Raw genomic sequence first — 20,362 nt, 5'->3', positions numbered from 1 at the left:
CCTAGGTCCAGAAGCGCGACGGCTTCGGATGTCAGCCAGGTCAGCCCGCCAGCGGCTGCTCACATCCTCGGTGGGGCCGGTTGTCCGCCGCCGCGGAGTCGGGTGTCGAGAGCTCGGCCGTGGACGCTGACTGTTGTCCCTGAATTGGTGCCTGTGTACTGCGGGTTGCTGGCGTGCGGGCTGCGCGCGGGCGGTGCGAGGGCGTGGGTTTGTGCCCATCGGCTCGTGGCCGCTGGGCGTTTCGGGCGGCTGTTCGAGAACCGCCGCCGTGGGTGCGGTGGTACCGCGCCCGTCGGCCAGGACCGCCGCCGGGCGCGGTCGTATCACGGGCCGGCGGAGGGGGTGGCGTTGTCGCCCCACGGATCCAGAAGCGCGACGGCTTCAGGAGTGAGCCAGGGCAAGTTACCGGTGCTTGGCTGCACCTTGGACTCCGAGCTGTACCGCGGGTTCGTCTGCGGGCCTGCCGGGGTGCTGGGTTGTCCGGTGAGGTTGGTGGTGATGACGCGGTCGGGGTGTTCGTGGTGCGGGTTGACGCTGACCTGTCCGTCGGAGGACCGGGTGGAATAGCGGGCCAGGCCGGTCAGGTTGGCGAGGTCTGCGGCGGTGGTGGTGCCGGGGGTGGTCCAGGTGGGGCGGGTGACGTGGACGACGCCGCCGGTGATGGTGATGGCCCACTGGCCGGAGTGCACGGCGCGGTGGTGACCGGCGCACAGCAGCACCAGGTTCGTGATCGAGGTCGGGCCGCCGTCGATCCAGTGGATCAGGTGGTGGGCGTGGCACTGCCACGGCGGCGCCTTGCAGACCACGCAGCCCTTGTCCCGCCTCATCAGCGCCCGCCGGATCGGCCGGGTCACGAAACGCTGCTCGGTACCGACATCCAGCGGTTGGGAGTCCGAGCCGAGCACGATGGGCAGGATCGCGGCGTCGCAGGCGAGGCGCCGGATCGCGGAGGCGGACAGGTTGTCGCCGTAGACGAGCTCCCCGACGGCGTGGGCGGTGGCGGCGCGGAGGTCGTCGAGGTCGATGGTGATGGTGATGTGCGGAACACCCGGTCCACTCGACGTGCCGGGGTCGCTGTCGGTGCGGGGTGTGTTGGCCGCGGCCAGGTCCAGGATCAAGCTCAACGCGTCGGCCTGGCGCTTGTCGTGCGGGCGCGGGTCCAGCTCGCCGTCGACGGTGCGGTGGGGCTTGGACAACCGGTTGATCTGGGTGCGGAACTGTTCAGCGTTCTCGCCGGCCAGGTAGCCGGTGAACTTCACGCCGCCGTCGGCCCGGTGCAGAGTAAGAGTTTCCTTGGCGGCGGCGTCGTGTTCGGCGGGTTCGGGGCCGTCGGTGTCCAACCGGGCCAGCACCTCGCGGCCGAACCCCAGCAGCCCGTCGGGGGTGAGCAGCTGAGCGGCTTCGATCATCTGCTCCTCGGCCACCCGCAGCAAATCGTCTGGGACCGAGGCTGGGGCTTTCTTCAAGGTGGTGATGATGGCTGCGGCCTGGCCCGGGTTCAACACCAGGGCCGGGGCCGGTGCGTCGGCGGTGGTGGGTGTCGGGTCGGCGGGTGCTGCTGGGTCGGGCAGGGCGGCGGTGACGGCGGTGTAGGTGGGGAGCGCCTCGGCGGTTTTGAGGTCTTGCTTGATCTCGCGGCGGTTGCGGTGGTGGCGCAAGGAGAGGAACTCGATGGTGTCGCGGGCGCCGTGTTCGCTCGCGAGGCCGCGCTGGTCGAAGTCGGCGACCAGCTGCAGGCGGTAGGTGGTCAGGGTGGAGAGGGCAGCGTCGACGGCGTCGAGGGTGGACAGCAGGTCGCTGTCACCGAGCCTCGACGGTGGGAGTAGCTGCGTGGTCTCCATGCAGCAAACTCTAGACACCGCCACCGACAGTTTCCGTGCCCAGACCGCCTTGTAGATAAGGGAAATCGCGTTTGGCAGGAAGTGGCCAAGTTGTACACAAGGAGGTCAGTCCTGTGGACGACGGCATGATGTTGCGTACGGCAACAGTTGGTCGGCGCCACGGTGGATGGTGGTTGGCGGGGTCGTTGGTTGAGGTGCCGGTTCGCCTGGACGGTGCCTGCTTGCGAGGCGCGTTGTCTCAGCAAGCTCGGCGTCTCGCCTGCTCCTGACCGGAAGTGCCTTGTTCATAAGGTAGTGCGGTAGTCGGAGCTGCCCCGAGCTGCCCTGGATCTGCCCTGGTGATGGCCTGCTGTGGGGAAGATCGGGTCGGCAGGGTTGGGTTTTATGACGGCTCAGGTTGATGTCGATGTTCACTACACCTCTCTTCATGACGAAAAGGCTCGGCTCAGTTCGACTTTGCGGGGAAGGTTCGAGTTGGCTCGGATGCAGGATCTGCTGGGCAGGTATCTGCCGGAGCCGCCGGCGGATATTGCGGATATCGGTGGCGGGCCGGGGGTGCATGCGCGGTGGCTGCAGGATCGTGGGTACTCGGTCGAGTTGCTGGATCCTGTCGAACGGCATATCCAGCAGGCGACGGCGGCTGGGATTACCGCAGTACAAGGGGATGCGCGGCGGTTGCCGTGGGAGAACGATCATTTCGACGCGGCGCTGCTGGCCGGGCCGATCTATCACCTCACCGAGGCGGCGGATCGGCGGTTGGCGTTGCGGGAGGCCATCCGGGTGGTGCGGCCGGGTGGGTTTCTCGCGGTGGTGGCGATCAATCGGGCCGCCAATCTGATCGGCGCGACGCTGGCGAACACGTTGCTGGATCGGCAGCGGGTGGTGGCGGAGATTCTCGAGACCGGGTTCAGTCCGGACAACGAGCGGATGGCGCAGACGACGTACCACACCACCAGTCAGTTGCGGACCGAGCTGACCAACGTCGGCCTGCGGTCCATCACGTTGCACGGGCTGACCGGGCCTGGTGGCTGGCTGACGGTCGCGATCGACCGGCACTTCCCCGAGATCGAGTTGCCGGACACGCTGACCCGGCAGGATCCGATGCTCACCGCGCTGGAGTGCTCGCGGTTGGCCGACCGGCATCCGGAGCTGACCCCGGCGAGCTCGCTGCTGTTCGCCGTGGGGCAGTGTGTTTGATCGGCATCGCCGGCGGAAGGTCTTCGAGGACGCGGTCCGGTACGCCGCCAACGGCTGGCCGGTCGCGCCGCTCGCAGTACCGGATCGCGGGATCTGCCTGTGTGGCAAGGGCTGCGTGGACCCGCATCTCGTCGGCGACGTGATCCGCGACGGCTACCAGGCAGCCGAAGTCTGGAGCCGCCCCCGCACCTCGGCACCCGGCGCACTGGGCATCGCGTTGGTGGCTGAGTGGTTCGACGTGATGGAGTTGCCGCCGGAGTACGGGGCGTTGCTGAACCATCGGTTGAAGGCGAGTTGTCCGACGGCGATGGCTCCGGCCCGGCGGCAGTGGTGGTTCTTTGTGAGCCAAGGGTCGGTTCCGCGCGCGCAGGTGGAGGCGGCGGGCGGCGTACTGCGCTCTGGGGTAAGTGACTGGGTTCCGGCGCCGGGCACCTGGTTGGAGGACACCGGCCGGATCCGCTGGCTCGTGCATCCGTACCTGACCGAGTGGCAGCCCTACCGGCCGTTGGACCCGATCAGCCAGATTTTGCCTGACTATAGTCAGAGGAATGGGGATCGCCGAGGTCCGGAGATTCAACCGGACAGTGACCCAGCGGATCGGGGCGCTCAGTGACACCTACATGGCGCGCGACCGGCCGCTCGGGCAGGCCCGGGTGTTGTGGGAGATCGGCCCGGACGGCTGCGACGTGCGGTCGTTGCGGTCGCGGCTCGATCTCGACTCCGGGTATCTGAGCCGCCTCCTTCGCACGCTCGAGAGCGACGGGCTGGTGGAGGTGGAGCAGAGCGGTGACGACGGCCGGGTGCGCACGGCTCGTCTCACCGCTCGCGGGCTGGCGGAGCGGACCGTCCTGGACCGCCGCTCCGACGACCTCGCGGCGTCGATCCTCGAACCACTCAGCAAGTCACAGCGGTCCCGGCTGATCACCGCGATGGGCGAAGTCGAGCGCCTGCTGACAGCCTCGACGGTCACCGTCGGCATCGTCGATCCGCGGCACCCAGACGCGCAGTACTGCCTGCAGTCGTACTTCGAGGAGCTGGCTGACCGCTTCGACGGCGGATTCGACCATGCGCGCAGCATCTCCGCCGGTGTGGACGAACTCACCCCGCCGGACGGCCTGCTGCTCGTCGCGACTCTGCACTCGGCGCCGGTCGGGTGTGGCGCCCTCAAGTTCCATGACGGCAGTCCGGCCGAGGTCAAACGGATGTGGGTTTCACCAGACGTCCGCGGTCTCGGGCTCGGCCGCCGGCTCCTCACCGAACTCGAGAAGCAGGCCGTCGCGCACGGCTCCGCAGTACTGCGGCTGGAAACGAACCGCAATCTCACCGAGGCCATCGCCCTCTACCGCGCCGCGGGCTACACCGAAGTACCGGCCTTCAACACCGAGCCCTACGCCCACCACTGGTTCGAAAAGCACCTCATCGGCTGAACCGCCAGGGCTCACACGGGCAAATGGACTGGCTGGTTCAGGGCGGGCGCGATAGACATGGGCAAAACCGCCGACCGTGGGGGAGAACCCGATGGCAGAGCTCTCGATCCAGCCGCTGAACCCGCCGGTGCTGCCGGCCGCGACGGGCAACTACACGCATGGCGTCCAGGTGGACGGTGCACAGCGGCTGGTGTTCGTCAGCGGCCAGGTGCCGTGGGGTGACGACCAGGGCAAGATCCCCGACTCGTTCGAGGAGCAGTGCCGGATGGTGTGGCGCAACGTGCTCGCCGTGCTGGCCGAGTCCGGCCTCGGCGTACAGAACCTGGTCAAGGTGACGACCTATCTGTCCGACCGGCAGTACCGGGCGCTCAACTCGAAGATCCGTGAGGAGATCCTCGGCGAGCATGCGCCGGCGCTGACGATCATCATCTGCGACATCTACGCCGAGGAGTGGCTGCTCGAGATCGAGGCGATCGCCGCGGCCTGATCCCCCGTACTACGCCCCGCGGGCGGGCCACTCACCCCGGATTGGTTATGGATCGGCCACCGTCCGCGCATCTACCGTCGGGGCATGCGGATCCGAATCGTCGACGCGTTCACCGACCAGCCGTTCGCCGGGAACCCGGCCGGAGTGTGCCTGCTGCCGGCCGGTCCCTGGCCGGACGAGAGCCGGCTGCAGCAGATCGCGGCGGAGGTGAATTTGTCGGAGACGGCGTTCGCGCGTCCGGCATCCGGCGATCCGGACGCGGACTGGGATCTGCGCTGGTTCACCCCGACGATCGAGGCGAAGATGTGCGGGCACGCCACGCTCGCCACGACGCACGTGCTGGCGGCCGACGGGTTGCTGGACGGGCCGGTGCGGTTCAACAGCCTGAGTGGGGTGCTGCTCGCGTCGGTCGAGGGCGAGACCATCACGCTCGACTTCCCGGTGTCCACGCCGACGGAGATCGCAGTACCGGCCGGACTGGCTGAGGCGCTGCGGGTGAAGCCGGAAGCCACCTATCGCACCGACCCACTCGGCGACCTGCTGGTGATCCTGCAAGACGAAGCAGCAGTCCGCACCGCCACCCCAGACCCCAAAGCACTCGCAGCACTCACCGAGCAGCACGCCTTCCGAGGCGCAATCCTCACCGCCCCGGCGGAGGGGGAGAGGGGGCCCGCCGCCCCCGGCCTGCCTCCGGCGGCCACCGAAACCGGCGCCGCCACGGAGTACGACTTCGTCTCTCGGTTTTTTGCGCCGGCTCATGGGATTGACGAGGATCCGGTGACGGGGAGTGCGCACACCGGGCTGACGCCGTACTGGGCGGAGCGCCTCGGGCGGGAGCGGCTGGTGGGGTTCCAGCCTTCTGCCCGAGGCGGTGTCGTCCAGGTGCGGCTGGCCGGTGATCGCGTGCACCTCACCGGCCACGCCGTCACCGTGCTCGACGGCGAACTGCTGGTCTGAAGAACTACGCCCAGGTCTCCGCGTGCGTGATCGCGCCGTTGGGAGCGCTCAGCTCGGACAGCACGTCCTCGGCGTCCGCTTCCAGCGGCTCGAACGGCCACTCCGGTACGACGTACGCGCGAGCGCCCGCCACCAGGTCGACCCCGGGTAGCTCGAACCACGCCTCGCCGACCTCGCGGCTGATCTCGTAGATGGCCTGCTCGGCCGACTCGACCGGCACCCGCTCGCCGGACTCGTCCAGCTCGGCCGGGTGCCGCTCCTGGGCGGACCGGCCGGCCTCCAGCAGCGACTCGAGGTCGACCACGCGCAGGTCGAACCGCGACACCACGCTGATCACCTGGTCGCGCTCCTCCTCTTCTTCCTCGTCGTCTTCGTCGACCTCGTCGTCCAGCAGCAGCGGCGCGGTCCCGGTGTGCTCGAAGACGGCGTCGTTCCAGCCCTCGACGAGCTCCTCCAGCGCGGCGTTCTGCTCGTAGAGCGTGCTCTGCTCCTCGTCGCCGGTCATCGCCAGCAGGGCCTCGGTGTGCGCCTGCAGGCGCTCCGCCAGCAGGCGGCTCGCCTCGGCCAGCGCCTTGCGGCTCTCCTCGGAGAAGAACTGCTCCCCGGTGGCGGAGAACTCCTGGTTGTCCACTTCAGTCACTGCGTCGTCCCTAACTCTGGTGGGGGCTGCTCCTTGCCAGCCGTAAGTATGCGCACTCCGACCGACAGCGCGAAGTCGAGTCCCACACCGTCTCGCCGCCGCGGCCTGTGAGCGGACCGACATCGCCGATCACCCGCACCGCCGATCCCGTCGCTACACCACCTGAGACGATGGACAGATGAGCACCAGCGGTCGCGGGCACCTGCGGATCTACCTGGGTGCCGCGCCCGGCGTGGGTAAGACCTACAAGATGCTGGACGAGGCGCAGCGGCGCCGGGCGCGCGGTACGGACGTGGTGGTCGGGTACGTCGAAACCCACGGTCGTGAGCACACCGCCGCCATGCTCGACGGTCTCGAGGTGGTGCCGCGCCGGATCATCGACTACCGCGGCGCGAGCTTCACCGAGCTGGACGTGGACGCCGTGCTGGCGCGCAGGCCGGAGGTCGTGCTGGTCGACGAGCTTGCCCACAGCAACATCCCGGGCAGCCGGAACACCAAGCGCTGGCAGGACGTCGACGCTTTGCTTGCCGCGGGCATCGACGTCATCTCGGCGGTCAACATCCAGCACCTGGAGTCGATCAACGACGTCGTCGAGAAGATCACCGGCGTACCGCAGCAGGAGACCGTGCCGGACCGGGTGGTCCGGGCCGCGGACCAGGTCGAGCTCGTGGACATGACGCCGGAGGCGCTGCGCCGCCGGATGGCCCATGGCAACGTTTACGCGGCCGACAAGATCGACGCTGCCCTGGGCAACTACTTCCGGGTCGGCAACCTCTCCGCCCTGCGCGAACTCGCGTTGCTCTGGCTCGCCGACCGGGTCGACGCGGGCCTGCAGCAGTACCGCGCCGAGCACGATATCGACTCGACCTGGGAGGCGCGGGAACGGGTCATCGTCGCGCTCACCGGCGGGCCCGAAGGCGAGACCCTGATCCGCCGGGCCGCCCGGATCGCGGCTCGGTCGTCCGGCGGGGACTTGCTCGCCGTCCACATCACCCGGTCCGACGGCCTGACCGGCGCCGATCCGGGTGCGCTGGCCCAGCAACGCCGGCTGGTCGAGAGCCTCGGCGGTTCCTACCACCAGGTTGTCGGCGAGAACGTCCCCGAAGCGCTGCTGTCCTTTGCCCGCGCCGAGAACGCCACCCAACTGGTGCTCGGTGGTAGCCGCCGTTCGCGGCTGGCCGCGCTGCTGACGGGTCCCGGCATCGGCGCGCGTTCGATCCGCGATTCCGGTGACATCGACGTCCACTTGGTCACGCACTCGGAGATGGGTCGCGGCCGGTTGCCGCGCGGGCAGGGCAGCCTGTCCCGGCGCCGCCTCGCCTATGGGTTCGCCCTGGCGGTCGCGCTGCCGCCGCTCCTGGCGGTTTTGCTCGGGATCGGCGGCGACACGCTGAACCTGACCAGCAACGTGCTCGCGTTCCTCTTCGGTGTGGTCGTGGTCGCCTTGGTCGGTGGTCTGTGGCCGGCCTTGCTGATGGCGATCGCGGGCACCGTGGTGCTGAACTACTTCTTCACTCCACCGACCAAGACCTTCGCGATCGCCGGGCCGAACAACGCGCTTGCCCTCGGCATCTTCGTCGGCGTCGCGGCCCTGGTCTCGTCAGTGGTCGACCGCGCGGCCCGGCGTACCAGGCAGGCGGCGCGGTCGGCGGCCGAGTCCGAGACGCTGGCAACCTTGGCAGGCTCCGTACTGCGCGGCGAAACCGCCCTCCCCGCCTTGCTCGAGCGCGTCCGCGAGGCATTCGGGATGACGAGCGCGTGCCTGATGGAACGCATCGACACCGACGAGCTGACCGAAACCTGGCGACCCCTCGCCTCAGCCGGTACGCCGACCTGCCGGCGGCCGGAGGATGGCGATGCCAAGATCCCCGGTCGCGACGGCCTCGTGCTCGTCCTGCAAGGCCGGTCGTTGGCCGCGGACGAACGCCGCCTGGTCGGTGCCTTCGCGGCCCACGCGGCCGCCTTGGTCGACAGGGCCCGCCTGACCGAAGCAGCCGCCGAGGCCAAACCACTCGCCGAAGCCGACAAGCTCCGTACTGCGCTGCTCCGAGCCGTCGGACACGACTTGCGTTCACCCCTGGCATCGGCCAAGGCGTCGGTGACGAGCCTGCGCGGGTCGGATGTCGAGTGGACCGACGAGGAGCGCGACGAGCTGCTCGAAACGGCCGACGAGTCGCTGGACCGGCTCACGCGACTGGTGGACAACCTGCTCGACCTGAGTCGCCTGCAGGCCGGCGTACTGCCCGTGTTTCCCCGGCCGATGGCGCTCGACGAGATCATCCCGGGTGCGCTGGCCGAGCTGCACGGTGATGTGACTGTGGACATCCCGCACACGTTGCCGCTGGTCGAGGCGGATCCGGCGCTGCTGGAGCGGGTGCTCGCCAACCTGCTCGCCAACGCGGTCCGCTACTCGCCTGCCGAGCGGCCGCCGCTGGTGACCGGCAGTTCGCTCGGCGACATCGTCGAAGTGCGGGTGATCGATCGTGGACCGGGGATCCCGAAGGAGGACCTGAGTCGCGTGTTCGCGCCGTTCCAGCGGCTGGGCGACACCGACAACACCACCGGCGTCGGGCTCGGACTCGCGCTGGCCCGCGGCCTGGCCGAGGCGATGCACGGCTCGCTGCACCCCGAGGACACCCCGGGCGGCGGCCTGACCATGGTCATCTCGTTGCCCGTGGCAACCTTGAGCGCGGACGACAAGCCGGTGCCCGGTAGCCGGGAGCGGTCGGCGGCCGAACCGGAGGTACAAGCATGACTCTACCTTTGACCTCGCCTCCGGCTCGGCGGGTCATGGGGCTTAACTCCCGGCCTTCCCTCGTCACTCCGGTCGCTTCGCTCCCTCCATTCCTCAGTCCAGGCCGGGAGGCCCCATGACCAGAATCCTCGTGGTCGATGACGAGCCGCAGATCGTGCGCGCGTTGCAGATCAATCTGAAGGCGCGGCGGTACGAGGTGCACGTCGCGGCGAGCGGGACGGTGGCGCTCAAGGTCGCGGCGCAGTACCCGCCTGACCTGGTCATTCTCGACCTCGGACTGCCCGACCTCGACGGGGTCGACGTGATCCGCGGGCTGCGCGGCTGGACCGAGGCGCCGATCCTGGTGCTGTCCGGCCGGACCGACAGTACGGACAAGGTCGAGGCGCTGGATGCCGGCGCCGACGACTACGTGACCAAGCCGTTCGGCATCGACGAGCTGCTCGCCCGGATGCGCGCCGTACTGCGCCGCAGCAACCTCGCGCCGGACCAGCCGGTCGTGACGATCGGCGGCACGATGGTCGATCTGGCGGCGAAGCGGGTGACGCTGGACTCGGGTGAGGACGTTCGCCTGACACCGACCGAGTGGCACCTGCTCGAGGTGCTGATCCGGCATCCCGGCAAGCTGATGTCGCAGCGGCAGTTGCTGGGCGAGGTGTGGGGACCGGGGTACGAAACGGCCGGCGGCAACCTGCGCTTCTACATGGGCCAGCTCCGCCGCAAACTCGAAGCCGACCCGGCCCGCCCGGTCCACCTGCTCACCGAGCCAGGCATGGGCTACCGCTTCGAACCGTGACGGGATGTCCGATTCCTTCAAGACGGCGGTGGGCGGGATCGGGCAGGGTAGGCGTATGGAGATTTTCGAGGCTGCACGGGAGTTCGTCCGGGCCGAGGCGCGGGTGGTGGAGCGCCGGCTGTTCGCGACGGTGTTCGAAGGGGCCGATCCGGCCGGGGTGGTGGACGCGTTGCGCGGCTACCAGAACTCCGACGGTGGGTTCGGGCACGGGCTGGAGCCCGACAAGCGGTGCCCGGACAGTACGGCGCTGGATGTGGAGACAGCGTTCGACATCCTGCTGGCCGCCGGTGCCCGCGACGACGAGCTGGTACGCCGGGCCTGCGACTGGCTGCAGTCGGTCGCCACGCCCGAGGGAGCCGTTTCGCTCGCCTCACCGGTGGTCGAGGGCTATCCGCGTGCCGAGCACATCGCCGAGTGGACCTACGTGCCCGGTCTCAACCCGACCGCCGGGCTGGTCGGCCGCCTCTACGCGCTGGGGGTCGAGCACCCGTGGCGCGACCAGGCCGAGGCGTGGTGCCTGGACGCGCTTGCCAAGGGCTTCCCCGACGACGCGCACGCGATGCACGAGTCGATGATCTTCCTCGAGCACAGCGGCGAGCGGGACCTGACGAAGGTGCGGGAGTGGTTGCCGAAGCTGTCGCACTACCGCGCCGACGCGAGCGATCCGTCGTACGGCGTGACGCCGCTGCAGTTCGCATCAACCCCGGACAGCCCGTGGCGCGAGCTGTTCACCGATGAGCAGCTCCAAGGCCACCTCGACCGCCTGGTCGCCGACCAGCAGCCCGACGGCGGCTGGGCAATCACCTGGGAACCCCCGAGCAAGGCCGCAACCCTCGAATACCGCGGCATCCTCACAGTCCACGCCCTACTCACCCTCAAGTCCTACGCCCGCCTACCGATCAACTGACCGCGGGGGTGGAGGTCTAACCCGATTCCGCTGGGTGCTCGACCTGGCGGTCGCCCCATTGGGTTAGGAGGCCGCGGGCGATTTCCAGGTCGTCGCGGAGGGAACGGTCTGTCAGTACGTCGGGGAGTGCGGCCAGCGCGTCGGCCAGCCACGGGCCGACTGCGGCGGGCGCCAGTTTCTCTGGTTCCAGGCCGGCCAGCCGGACGGCCCGTACGGCGGTTACCAGTTCGCAGGCCAGCACGTCCCGCAACGCATCCAGCAACTGCCCGGTCAGTACTGCGGCCTGCGGCGCGAAACTCGCGTGGTGCTCGGCTCCGCGCGACAGGGTCGCCGTACCGAGAGTGGCCGGTTGGGCCGTCGAGCGGACCGAGGCGAGGGCGTCGTGGGCGACGTACTCGATCATCATCACGCCGGAACTCGCCTCCGAACCGCTGGCCAGGAAGCGGCTCAGGCCGGTGAAGTCGGGGTCGACCAGGTTCGCCACCCGGGAGGTGGACAGCGTGGCGACCGAGTGCAGGCTGAGCCGGAGCGAGTCGAGTCCGAGGGCGATCGGCATCGCGTGCCAGTTGCCGTTGTGCAGCACGGTGTCACCGGCCACCAATGGGTTCTCCGCCGAGGCGTTGATGTCGATCGCCAGTGCGTTGCCCAGGGCATCGACATGGTCGACGGCCGGGCCGAGCACCTGGGCGAAGGCGCGCAGGCCGAACGGATCCTGGATCCGGGCCGGCGGGATCGGCAGTTCGTCGAGCAGTCCGCGCATGCGCCGGGCCACCCGGACCTGGCCGGGCTGCGGACGAGCAGCCTGGACGCGTTCGTCGTACACCTCGGCGTTGCCGCGCAGCGCGACATGGGACAGCGCGCCGACGAGCGGGACGACGTTGATCAAGGTCGCGGCCTCGACGTAGGCCAGGCAGCACTCGGCCAGCGTGATCGCGTTGCTCGACAGGAGCGGGAGCGCGCTGGTTCCGTCGATGACATCGCCGAGGGCCAGGCCGAGCTCGGCCAGCGCGCCGAGGTCACCGGTACCGATCGCGCCACCGCGATGCAGTTCGGGCAGCTCGTCATCGTTGAGCAGGGCAACGATCGCGTCGGCCACCTCGGGGGCCAGCCCGGACCCTCCGGCCGCGAGCTGGTTGACCCGGATCAGCAGCCCGAGCCGGACCACGTCCTTCGGGTACGACGTCGTACCGGTCGTCGAGTGCGAGGCGAGCAACCGGGCACCGTGCTCCGGGTCCGAGGTGAGCACATCGCGGTTGGCGCCGACTCCGGTGGTCCGGCCGTAAACCGGGCGGTGCAACGCGATCTCGGCCACCGCCGCTGAGGATCGCGCCATCCGCTCACGCGCGTCGTCGCCCAGTCGCACGGCTGTCCGCCGCTGCCCCAGCGCGACCGCATCCAGAGGCGACAACCCCGCCCCGACCAACTCCACGGGCTCCACTCGCCCAGTGTGAGTCCTGCGACCCTGCCCACGAAGTACCGCCGGCTGGTGACCGTCTGAAACCCGAGACAGTCGCACTTTGTGCACGACCTGAGCGCCCAGAGCCGCGCGGGATGCTCAGCTGGTGCACAAGGTCGGCCTGGGCACGAAACAGCCCGCCGATCCGGGGATCGGCGGGCTGGGAGGATCGGCTGGGGGTCAGGACTTGCCGTAGCGCTTCTTGAACTTCTCGACGCGGCCCTGGGTGTCCATCACGCGCTGCTGGCCCGTGTAGAACGGGTGGCTGGCGGACGAGATCTCGACGTCGACGACCGGGTAGGTGTTCCCGTCGTGCCACTCGATGGTCTCGGTGCTGGTGCGCGTCGAGCCGGTCAGGAAGCTGAAGTTGCCGGACTTGTCCCGGAAGACGACCCGGCGGTAGTCGGGGTGGATGTCTTGCTTCATGCAGCGGTACTTCCTTCCAGGTAAGGGGCGAACGGATCGGTCAGCTTGGCGGCCGGCTCATCCGTACGAAGGACACAACCGTCCAGGAGCCGTTCTAATTCCCAGACGTCCAGCTCGACTCCGGTGATGGACAGGTACGAGGCGCGGTCGCCGTGCTCGGGGTGCCACTCGAGGGCGGACCTGGCCTGATGGGTCTGGCCGACCTCGGACCAGCGCTCGACCGGGAGGTCGGCGAGCCACGGACCGAGTACGCCGATGGAGATGTTGGTGCCGAAGCTGTCCCAGCCCAGGCGCGAGTGAGGTTGCGACGCGAGCCAGACCGTCCCTTTGCCCCGCGCGGATTTCACGACCAGCTCCTCCAGGGCGTCGTACAGGCGCTCGGGATGGAACGGCCGGTCCGACTGCCAGACGAGAGTCCGTACCGGCCCGTCGGTCTGCAGGGGAGCACTGATCGACCCCGGCTCCACCCACGTCTCGGCGGTATCCGGATCATGCATCCGTACGCCGAACAGCTCCCGCGCCGTTGCGGGCGTCTTGACCAGCGCGTGGGGGTTCAGCGCCTGCGCCAGCGCGCGAGTGGTGGACTCGTCGTCGGGGGCGGCGGTCGCGGGGTTACTGAGGATGACGGCGTTCGTGTACTCGACCTGCCGGATCAACACTTCCGCGATCGCCCGGCCGTCTTCCGCGGCGGTGGGGATGCCACGGTCGTGGATCAGGTCGTCGCCACTCACGTCGTCGGCGAAGGTAGCAGTGTCGAGCACGGTCAGTACTGCGTCCACGCGGAGGTCGTCACCGGCATCGCGGGCGATCTCCTCGGCGAGCGCCTGGGTATCGCCGGCACCGGGGACCGACACGATCACCGCGCCGTACTTCTCCGTGGCCGCGATGCTGACCAGCAGGGGGACGAGTGAGCCTCGCATCGCGCAGGACACGCACGGATGACCCATCCGGATCACCTCGCGATCGATCACTCCGCCCGCGGTCCGGGCGATCCGCAGTACGGAGCCGCCGACCAGCCCAGTGAGGTCGTACTCGACCAGGACGGTGGAGCCGGCGACAGCCAGCAGGTCGCCGGCCACCGCGGCCCGGGACTGCTCGTCGACACCCGTCAGCAAGGTCACCGGTAGCATCAGGTCTCCCGCCTTATTGAAAATGATTACCAGTACAACGTACACTCCCGGCTACGGGAATGTCAGCCCGGGTGGCCGATGTTCACCCGTCACCAGCAACGGCGCCGAGAGGCGCCCGGAAGGAAGGGTTCGATGGCCAAGCGCAACGACGTCCGCCCGATCGTGAAGCTGCGGAGTACCGCGGGGACCGGGTTCACCTACGTGACCCGCAAGAACCGCCGCAACGACCCCGATCGGCTGGTCATGCGCAAGTACGACCCGAAGATCCGCCAGCACGTCGACTTCCGCGAAGAGCGGTAGGCCGATGGCGAAGACGAGCAAGATCGCGAAGAACGAGCAGCGCAAGCGCATCGTCGCCCTGTACGCCGAGCGCCGCGCGGAGCTGAAGCGGATCATCGCCGCGCCGGCCTCGAGTGACGCCGACCGCGAGACCGCGCAGCTCAAGCTCCAGAAGCTGCCCCGGGACGCCAGTCCGATCCGGGTCCGCAACCGCGACGTGGCCGACGGCCGCCCGCGCGGCTTCCTCCGCAAGGCCGGCATCTCCCGAGTCCGGTTCCGCACGATGGCCCACCGTGGGGAACTACCCGGAATCACCAAATCGTCTTGGTGATCCACCCCGTACGACGGCCCGGCCGGGGTCAGGTGGTCCCGGCCGGGCAGTCGTTGGGTACCCCTGGTCAGAAGCACTCTCCGGGGCGTGTATTGTTCTCTTTGTCGGAGCGGGTGCGGGACGCGAAAGCGGCCGGTCGCTTCGAACTCCCTGAAGGTTCCAGGAGCTGAAGCACGCCTTGTGCGGGTTTCGGTCACTGAGTCTTGCCGGGAGACTGGGATGGAAGAGGCCGATTTGACTGGCTTCGGCCGGAACAGTAATGTTTGGCGGGTTGCCCCGGAGTCCTGACCGAAAGGTTGCGGACGCGGTGTGCGTCCGATTCTTGAGAACTCAACAGCGTGCCGAAAGTCAATGCCGAAATTTAGCATTAACCCGATTCACGGCATTGGATGATCTTGTCCACCCCTGGTCCTCATCGGATTTTGGGTGCTGGGTTGTCTGTTGTTCGTGTATCGATTCCTTTGAGAAATAATGATTCAAGTCAGTTTGATTGTTTCTGAGATATCAAAGGATCACTCGAAGTAGTCTGTTATCCGTCTTCGGACGGTTGACATATTGAATTCAACGGAGAGTTTGATCCTGGCTCAGGACGAACGCTGGCGGCGTGCTTAACACATGCAAGTCGAGCGGTAAGGCCCCTTCGGGGGTACACGAGCGGCGAACGGGTGAGTAACACGTGAGCAACCTACCCTCAACTTCGGGATAAGCCTCGGAAACGGGGTCTAATACCGGATATCACCTCGGGCTTCATGGTTTGGGGTTGAAAGTTCTGGCGGTTGGGGATGGGCTCGCGGCCTATCAGCTTGTTGGTGGGGTAATGGCCTACCAAGGCGTCGACGGGTAGCCGGCCTGAGAGGGCGACCGGCCACACTGGGACTGAGACACGGCCCAGACTCCTACGGGAGGCAGCAGTGGGGAATATTGCGCAATGGACGAAAGTCTGACGCAGCAACGCCGCGTGAGGGATGACGGCCTTCGGGTTGTAAACCTCTTTCAGCAGGGACGAAGCGAGAGTGACGGTACCTGCAGAAGAAGGACCGGCCAACTACGTGCCAGCAGCCGCGGTAATACGTAGGGTCCGAGCGTTGTCCGGAATTATTGGGCGTAAAGGGCTCGTAGGCGGTTCGTCACGTCGGGAGTGAAAACTCGGAGCTCAACTCCGAGCCTGCTTCCGATACGGGCAGACTAGAGGTAGGCAGGGGAGAGCGGAACTCCTGGTGTAGCGGTGGAATGCGCAGATATCAGGAAGAACACCGGTGGCGAAGGCGGCTCTCTGGGCCTTACCTGACGCTGAGGAGCGAAAGCGTGGGTAGCGAACAGGATTAGATACCCTGGTAGTCCACGCCGTAAACGTTGGGCGCTAGGTGTGGGGGACATTCCACGTCCTCCGTGCCGCAGCTAACGCATTAAGCGCCCCGCCTGGGGAGTACGGCCGCAAGGCTAAAACTCAAAGGAATTGACGGGGGCCCGCACAAGCGGCGGAGCATGCGGATTAATTCGATGCAACGCGAAGAACCTTACCTGGGTTTGACATATAGGGAAATCCTCCAGAGATGGGGGGTCCGTAAGGGTCCTATACAGGTGGTGCATGGCTGTCGTCAGCTCGTGTCGTGAGATGTTGGGTTAAGTCCCGCAACGAGCGCAACCCTCGTCCTATGTTGCCAGCACGTTATGGTGGGGACTCATAGGAGACTGCCGGGGTCAACTCGGAGGAAGGTGGGGATGACGTCAAGTCATCATGCCCCTTATGTCCAGGGCTTCACGCATGCTACAATGGCCGGTACAAAGGGCTGCGAAACCGCAAGGTGGAGCGAATCCCAAAAAGCCGGTCTCAGTTCGGATTGGGGTCTGCAACTCGACCCCATGAAGTCGGAGTCGCTAGTAATCGCAGATCAGCAACGCTGCGGTGAATACGTTCCCGGGCCTTGTACACACCGCCCGTCACGTCATGAAAGTCGGCAACACCCGAAGCCGGTGGCCTAACCCTTGTGGAGGGAGCCGTCGAAGGTGGGGCTGGCGATTAGGACGAAGTCGTAACAAGGTAGCCGTACCGGAAGGTGCGGCTGGATCACCTCCTTTCTAAGGAGCATTCGGCGATCAACCCGCAAGGGTGGTCGCCTATTCGCTGTTTCTGGGACATCCGTTCTCAGGCAGCGGTGCTTCGGAATGTGGAACATTGACCATTAGGCCAAGAACTCGTCTGATCGAGCAAGTACTGCAGCAACCCTCGGGTTGATGCGTGGAACGTGAGTGAGGATGGAGGGATGGGCCGAGGCGCGCTGTTGGGTCCTGAGGAATCGGGCCGGATCTTCCTTCGGGAAGGGATGGACTGGTTTTTCTGGGTCACTACTACATCAACTGCTGGATCTTTGCGGATCACAGGGTTGGTGTGGCTGTGTGGCTGGGGCCGGCTCTCACCAAACTCCTGGTGATGGGTTTTTCGAGGGTGTGTTTTCCCTTCGTTGGATCTGTCCGAGGGTAGTGGTGGACAAGGGTTGGTGTTCCTGCCCGTATTTTGAGAACTGTATAGTGGACGCGAGCATCTTCAGTATTTTGTTGTTTTTGTGACAAGCTACTAAGGGCAATCGGTGGATGTCTAGGCACCAAGAGCCGATGAAGGACGTAGGAGCCTGCGATAAGCCCCGGGGAGTTGGCAACCAAGCTGTGATCCGGGGGTGTCCGAATGGGGAAACCCAGCTGGCATTCTAAAGCCAGTTACCAGTGCCTGAACACATAGGGTTCTGGAGGGAACGCGGGGAAGTGAAACATCTCAGTACCCGCAGGAAGAGAAAACAATAGTGATTCCGTGAGTAGTGGCGAGCGAAAGCGGATGAGGCTAAACCATGTGCGTGTGATAGCCGGCGTGCGTTGCGTATATGGGGTTGTGGGAGCATTCAGATCCTAATGCCGTGGGGTCAGGGAGTTATAAATCACTGTTGAAGTCGAATTTTCTGGAAAGTTGAGCCGTAGTGGGTAAGAGCCCCGTAGGCGTAAGACAGTGACTTCCGAGTGTTTTCCCAAGTAGCACGGGACTCTTGAAATCCCGTGTGAATCTGGCGGGACCACCCGCTAAGCCTAAATACTTCTTGGTGACCGATAGCGGACTAGTACCGTGAGGGAAAGATGAAAAGTACCCCGGGAGGGGAGTGAAATAGTACCTGAAACCGGTTGCCTACAATCCGTCGGAGCGCTCACCTTGTGTGGGTGTGACGGCGTGCCTTTTGAAGAATGAGCCTGCGAGTTAGTGGTATGTGGCGAGGTTAACCCGTGTGGGGTAGCCGTAGCGAAAGCGAGTCTGAATAGGGCGACCAGAGTCGCATGCTCTAGACCCGAAGCGGAGTGATCTATCCATGGGCAGGTTGAAGCGCGGGTAAGACCGCGTGGAGGACCGAACCCACCAGGGTTGAAAACCTGGGGGATGACCTGTGGATAGGGGTGAAAGGCCAATCAAACTCCGTGATAGCTGGTTCTCCCCGAAATGCATATAGGTGCAGCGTCGCGTGTTTCTTACCGGAGGTAGAGCACTGGATGGTCTAGGGGGCTTACCGGCTTACCGAAATCAGCCAAACTCCGAATGCCGGTAAGTGAGAGCGCGGCAGTGAGACTGCGGGGGATAAGCTCCGTAGTCGAGAGGGAAACAGCCCAGATCACCAGCTAAGGCCCCTAAGCGATTGCTAAGTGGAAAAGGATGTGGAGTTGCCCAGACAACCAGGAGGTTGGCTTAGAAGCAGCCACCCTTGAAAGAGTGCGTAATAGCTCACTGGTCAAGTGATTCCGCGCCGACAATGTAGCGGGGCTCAAGCAATCCGCCGAAGCTGTGGCATTCACACTCGTACCCGGCCCACTTTGTGGGTCCAGGTGTGTGGATGGGTAGGGGAGCGTCGTGCAGCGTGTGAAGCAGCAGAGTGATCTAGTTGTGGATGCTGCACGAGTGAGAATGCAGGCATGAGTAGCGAATGACGGGTGAGAAACCCGTCCGCCGAATGATCAAGGGTTCCAGGGTCAAGCTAATCTGCCCTGGGTAAGTCGGGACCTAAGGCGAGGCCGACAGGCGTAGTCGATGGACAACGGGTTGATATTCCCGTACCGGCATTAACACGACCCGACCGAACCCGGTGATGCTAAGAACGTGAAGCTTTGAGGCCTTCGGGCTGATGAGTGGATCTTTCGACCCGAACTGGTATTAGGTGCACTAAGGAGTGACGCAGGAGGGCAGTCCATCCGCGGCGATGGTAGGCGCAAGCTGATCCGCGGGCAAGGTGGTAGGGCGAGGCATAGGCAAATCCGTGTCTCACAGAGCCTGAGAACCGAGGCGGACCCGTTCAGGGGAAGTGGATGATCCCATGCTGCCGAGAAAAACTTCGTAGTGAGTGTTAGAGCCGCCCGTACCCCAAACCGACACAGGTGATCAGGTAGAGAATACCAAGGCGATCGAGTGAACCATGGTTAAGGAACTCGGCAAAATGCCCCCGTAACTTCGGGAGAAGGGGGGCCTGATTCGTGACGAGACTTGCTCTCGGAAGCGTTGATGGCCGCAGAGACCAGGCCCAAGCGACTGTTTACTAAAAACACAGGTCCGTGCGAAGAAGTAATTCGATGTATACGGACTGACGCCTGCCCGGTGCTGGAACGTTAAGGGGACAGGTTAGCTGGCTTTGGCCGGCGAAGCTTTGAACTTAAGCGCCAGTAAACGGCGGTGGTAACTATAACCATCCTAAGGTAGCGAAATTCCTTGTCGGGTAAGTTCCGACCTGCACGAATGGCGTAACGACTTGGGCGCTGTCTCAACCATGGACTCGGCGAAATTGCATTACGAGTAAAGATGCTCGTTACGCGCAGCAGGACGGAAAGACCCCGGGACCTTTACTACAACTTGGTATTGGTGGTCGGTACAACTTGTGTAGGATAGGTGGGAGACTGTGAAACCTGGACGCCAGTTCGGGTGGAGTCATCGTTGAAATACCACTCTGGTTGTTCTGGCTGTCTAACTTCGGTCCATTATCTGGATCAGGGACAGTGCCTGGTGGGTAGTTTGACTGGGGCGGTCGCCTCCTAAAAGGTAACGGAGGCGCTCAAAGGTTCCCTCAGCCTGGTTGGCAATCAGGTGTCGAGTGTAAGTGCACAAGGGAGCTTGACTGTGAGACAGACATGTCGAGCAGGGACGAAAGTCGGAACTAGTGATCCGGCGGTGGCATGTGGGAGCACCGTCGCTCAACGGATAAAAGGTACCCCGGGGATAACAGGCTGATCTTCCCCAAGAGTCCATATCGACGGGATGGTTTGGCACCTCGATGTCGGCTCGTCGCATCCTGGGGCTGGAGTAGGTCCCAAGGGTTGGGCTGTTCGCCCATTAAAGCGGCACGCGAGCTGGGTTTAGAACGTCGTGAGACAGTTCGGTCCCTATCCGCTGCGCGCGCAGGAGACTTGAGAAGGGCTGCCCCTAGTACGAGAGGACCGGGGTGGACGAACCTCTGGTGTGCCAGTTGTTCCGCCAGGAGCACGGCTGGTTGGCTACGTTCGGGAGTGATAACCGCTGAAAGCATCTAAGCGGGAAGCACGCTTCAAGATGAGGTCTCCCACCGAGTTAATCGGGTAAGGCCCCCAGTAGACCACTGGGTTGATAGGCCAGAAGTGGAAGCGCCGCAAGGTGTGGAGCTGACTGGTACTAATAGGCCGAGGGCTTGTCTCAACACCAACACAGTTGGGGCAACAAACTGCTGCAAGAATATACGCGTC

At 65.5% G+C, this 20,362-nt stretch carries 15 protein-coding genes and 2 rRNA genes; 12 read left to right on the top strand and 5 right to left on the bottom strand.

The features are described 5' to 3' along the window. Window positions 1–323 precede the first annotated feature (323 nt). Entirely contained in the window at window positions 324–1,841 is a 1,518-nt protein-coding gene (locus ACQPYM_RS40220; RefSeq protein WP_433012015.1) for a DUF222 domain-containing protein, read from the bottom strand. Between the two features lie 483 nt (window positions 1,842–2,324). On the opposite strand from ACQPYM_RS40220, the gene ACQPYM_RS40215 reads away from it, so the two are divergent. The 5 genes from ACQPYM_RS40215 to ACQPYM_RS40195 all read left to right on the top strand — a co-directional run bounded on the left by ACQPYM_RS40215 (window position 2,325) and on the right by ACQPYM_RS40195 (window position 5,909). Next, a complete protein-coding gene (locus tag ACQPYM_RS40215) occupies window positions 2,325–3,038 on the top strand; it encodes a class I SAM-dependent methyltransferase (protein ID WP_433012012.1) in 714 nt (237 codons plus the stop codon). Further along, window positions 3,031–3,651 (top strand): hypothetical protein, encoded by a 621-nt coding sequence (locus ACQPYM_RS40210; RefSeq protein ID WP_433012009.1) that lies wholly within the window; start codon window positions 3,031–3,033, stop codon window positions 3,649–3,651. Before ACQPYM_RS40215 ends, ACQPYM_RS40210 begins: the two co-directional genes overlap by 8 nt. Next, on the top strand, window positions 3,587–4,465 hold the full coding sequence (locus tag ACQPYM_RS40205; protein ID WP_433012006.1) for a GNAT family N-acetyltransferase: 879 nt from the start codon (window positions 3,587–3,589) through the stop codon (window positions 4,463–4,465). Before ACQPYM_RS40210 ends, ACQPYM_RS40205 begins: the two co-directional genes overlap by 65 nt. Before the next feature lie 91 nt (window positions 4,466–4,556). Further along, window positions 4,557–4,952: a RidA family protein gene (locus ACQPYM_RS40200; protein ID WP_433012003.1), complete on the top strand. Its 396-nt coding sequence runs from the start codon at window positions 4,557–4,559 to the stop codon at window positions 4,950–4,952. 84 nt (window positions 4,953–5,036) lie between these two features. Then, complete coding sequence (locus tag ACQPYM_RS40195) at window positions 5,037–5,909, top strand: PhzF family phenazine biosynthesis protein (protein WP_433012000.1); 873 nt, start codon at window positions 5,037–5,039, stop codon at window positions 5,907–5,909. Between the two features lie 4 nt (window positions 5,910–5,913). On the opposite strand, the gene ACQPYM_RS40190 is transcribed toward ACQPYM_RS40195, so the two are convergent. Further along, window positions 5,914–6,549, bottom strand: a complete 636-nt coding sequence (locus ACQPYM_RS40190) for a hypothetical protein (RefSeq protein ID WP_433011997.1) — start codon at window positions 6,547–6,549, stop codon at window positions 5,914–5,916. 178 nt (window positions 6,550–6,727) lie between these two features. Between ACQPYM_RS40190 and ACQPYM_RS40185 the strand changes: the two genes are divergently transcribed. The 3 genes from ACQPYM_RS40185 (at window position 6,728) to ACQPYM_RS40175 (ending at window position 11,004) form a co-directional block, all read left to right on the top strand. Further along, window positions 6,728–9,304, top strand: a complete 2,577-nt coding sequence (locus ACQPYM_RS40185; RefSeq protein WP_433011994.1) for a DUF4118 domain-containing protein — start codon at window positions 6,728–6,730, stop codon at window positions 9,302–9,304. A gap of 115 nt (window positions 9,305–9,419) precedes the next feature. After that, window positions 9,420–10,097, top strand: a complete 678-nt coding sequence (locus ACQPYM_RS40180) for a response regulator (protein ID WP_433011991.1) — start codon at window positions 9,420–9,422, stop codon at window positions 10,095–10,097. A gap of 55 nt (window positions 10,098–10,152) precedes the next feature. Continuing rightward, window positions 10,153–11,004 carry a hypothetical protein gene (locus tag ACQPYM_RS40175; protein ID WP_433011988.1) on the top strand — a complete coding sequence of 284 codons (852 nt, stop codon included), beginning with the start codon at window positions 10,153–10,155 and terminating at the stop codon, window positions 11,002–11,004. Window positions 11,005–11,020: 16 nt separating this feature from the next. Here ACQPYM_RS40175 and ACQPYM_RS40170 read toward each other — a convergent pair whose 3' ends face one another. From ACQPYM_RS40170 to ACQPYM_RS40160, 3 genes are all read right to left on the bottom strand, one after another. Continuing rightward, a complete protein-coding gene (locus ACQPYM_RS40170; protein WP_433011985.1) occupies window positions 11,021–12,442 on the bottom strand; it encodes an aromatic amino acid ammonia-lyase in 1,422 nt (473 codons plus the stop codon). Between the two features lie 198 nt (window positions 12,443–12,640). Continuing rightward, window positions 12,641–12,886 (bottom strand): type B 50S ribosomal protein L31, encoded by a 246-nt coding sequence (locus ACQPYM_RS40165; protein ID WP_360287430.1) that lies wholly within the window; start codon window positions 12,884–12,886, stop codon window positions 12,641–12,643. After that, window positions 12,883–14,016 carry a CobW family GTP-binding protein gene (locus ACQPYM_RS40160; RefSeq protein WP_433011981.1) on the bottom strand — a complete coding sequence of 378 codons (1,134 nt, stop codon included), beginning with the start codon at window positions 14,014–14,016 and terminating at the stop codon, window positions 12,883–12,885. Before ACQPYM_RS40160 ends, ACQPYM_RS40165 begins: the two co-directional genes overlap by 4 nt. A 132-nt stretch (window positions 14,017–14,148) precedes the next feature. Here ACQPYM_RS40160 and rpmG point away from each other — a divergent pair, with 132 nt between their 5' ends. The 4 genes from rpmG (at window position 14,149) to ACQPYM_RS40140 (ending at window position 20,315) form a co-directional block, all read left to right on the top strand. Then, on the top strand, window positions 14,149–14,316 hold the full coding sequence (rpmG, locus tag ACQPYM_RS40155; RefSeq protein ID WP_433011978.1) for a 50S ribosomal protein L33: 168 nt from the start codon (window positions 14,149–14,151) through the stop codon (window positions 14,314–14,316). Between the two features lie 4 nt (window positions 14,317–14,320). After that, entirely contained in the window at window positions 14,321–14,626 is a 306-nt protein-coding gene (gene rpsN / locus ACQPYM_RS40150; protein ID WP_433011975.1) for a 30S ribosomal protein S14, read from the top strand. 561 nt (window positions 14,627–15,187) lie between these two features. Next, window positions 15,188–16,705: ribosomal RNA gene (locus tag ACQPYM_RS40145) — 16S ribosomal RNA — on the top strand. A gap of 486 nt (window positions 16,706–17,191) precedes the next feature. Continuing rightward, window positions 17,192–20,315: ribosomal RNA gene (locus ACQPYM_RS40140) — 23S ribosomal RNA — on the top strand. Together the 16S and 23S rRNA genes form the textbook arrangement of a ribosomal RNA operon. Window positions 20,316–20,362 lie beyond the last annotated feature (47 nt).

This window comes from Kribbella sp. CA-294648, from assembly GCF_050943845.1.
In the GTDB taxonomy this organism is placed as follows: domain Bacteria; phylum Actinomycetota; class Actinomycetes; order Propionibacteriales; family Kribbellaceae; genus Kribbella.
This window is presented reverse-complemented; position numbering and strand designations above follow the sequence as displayed.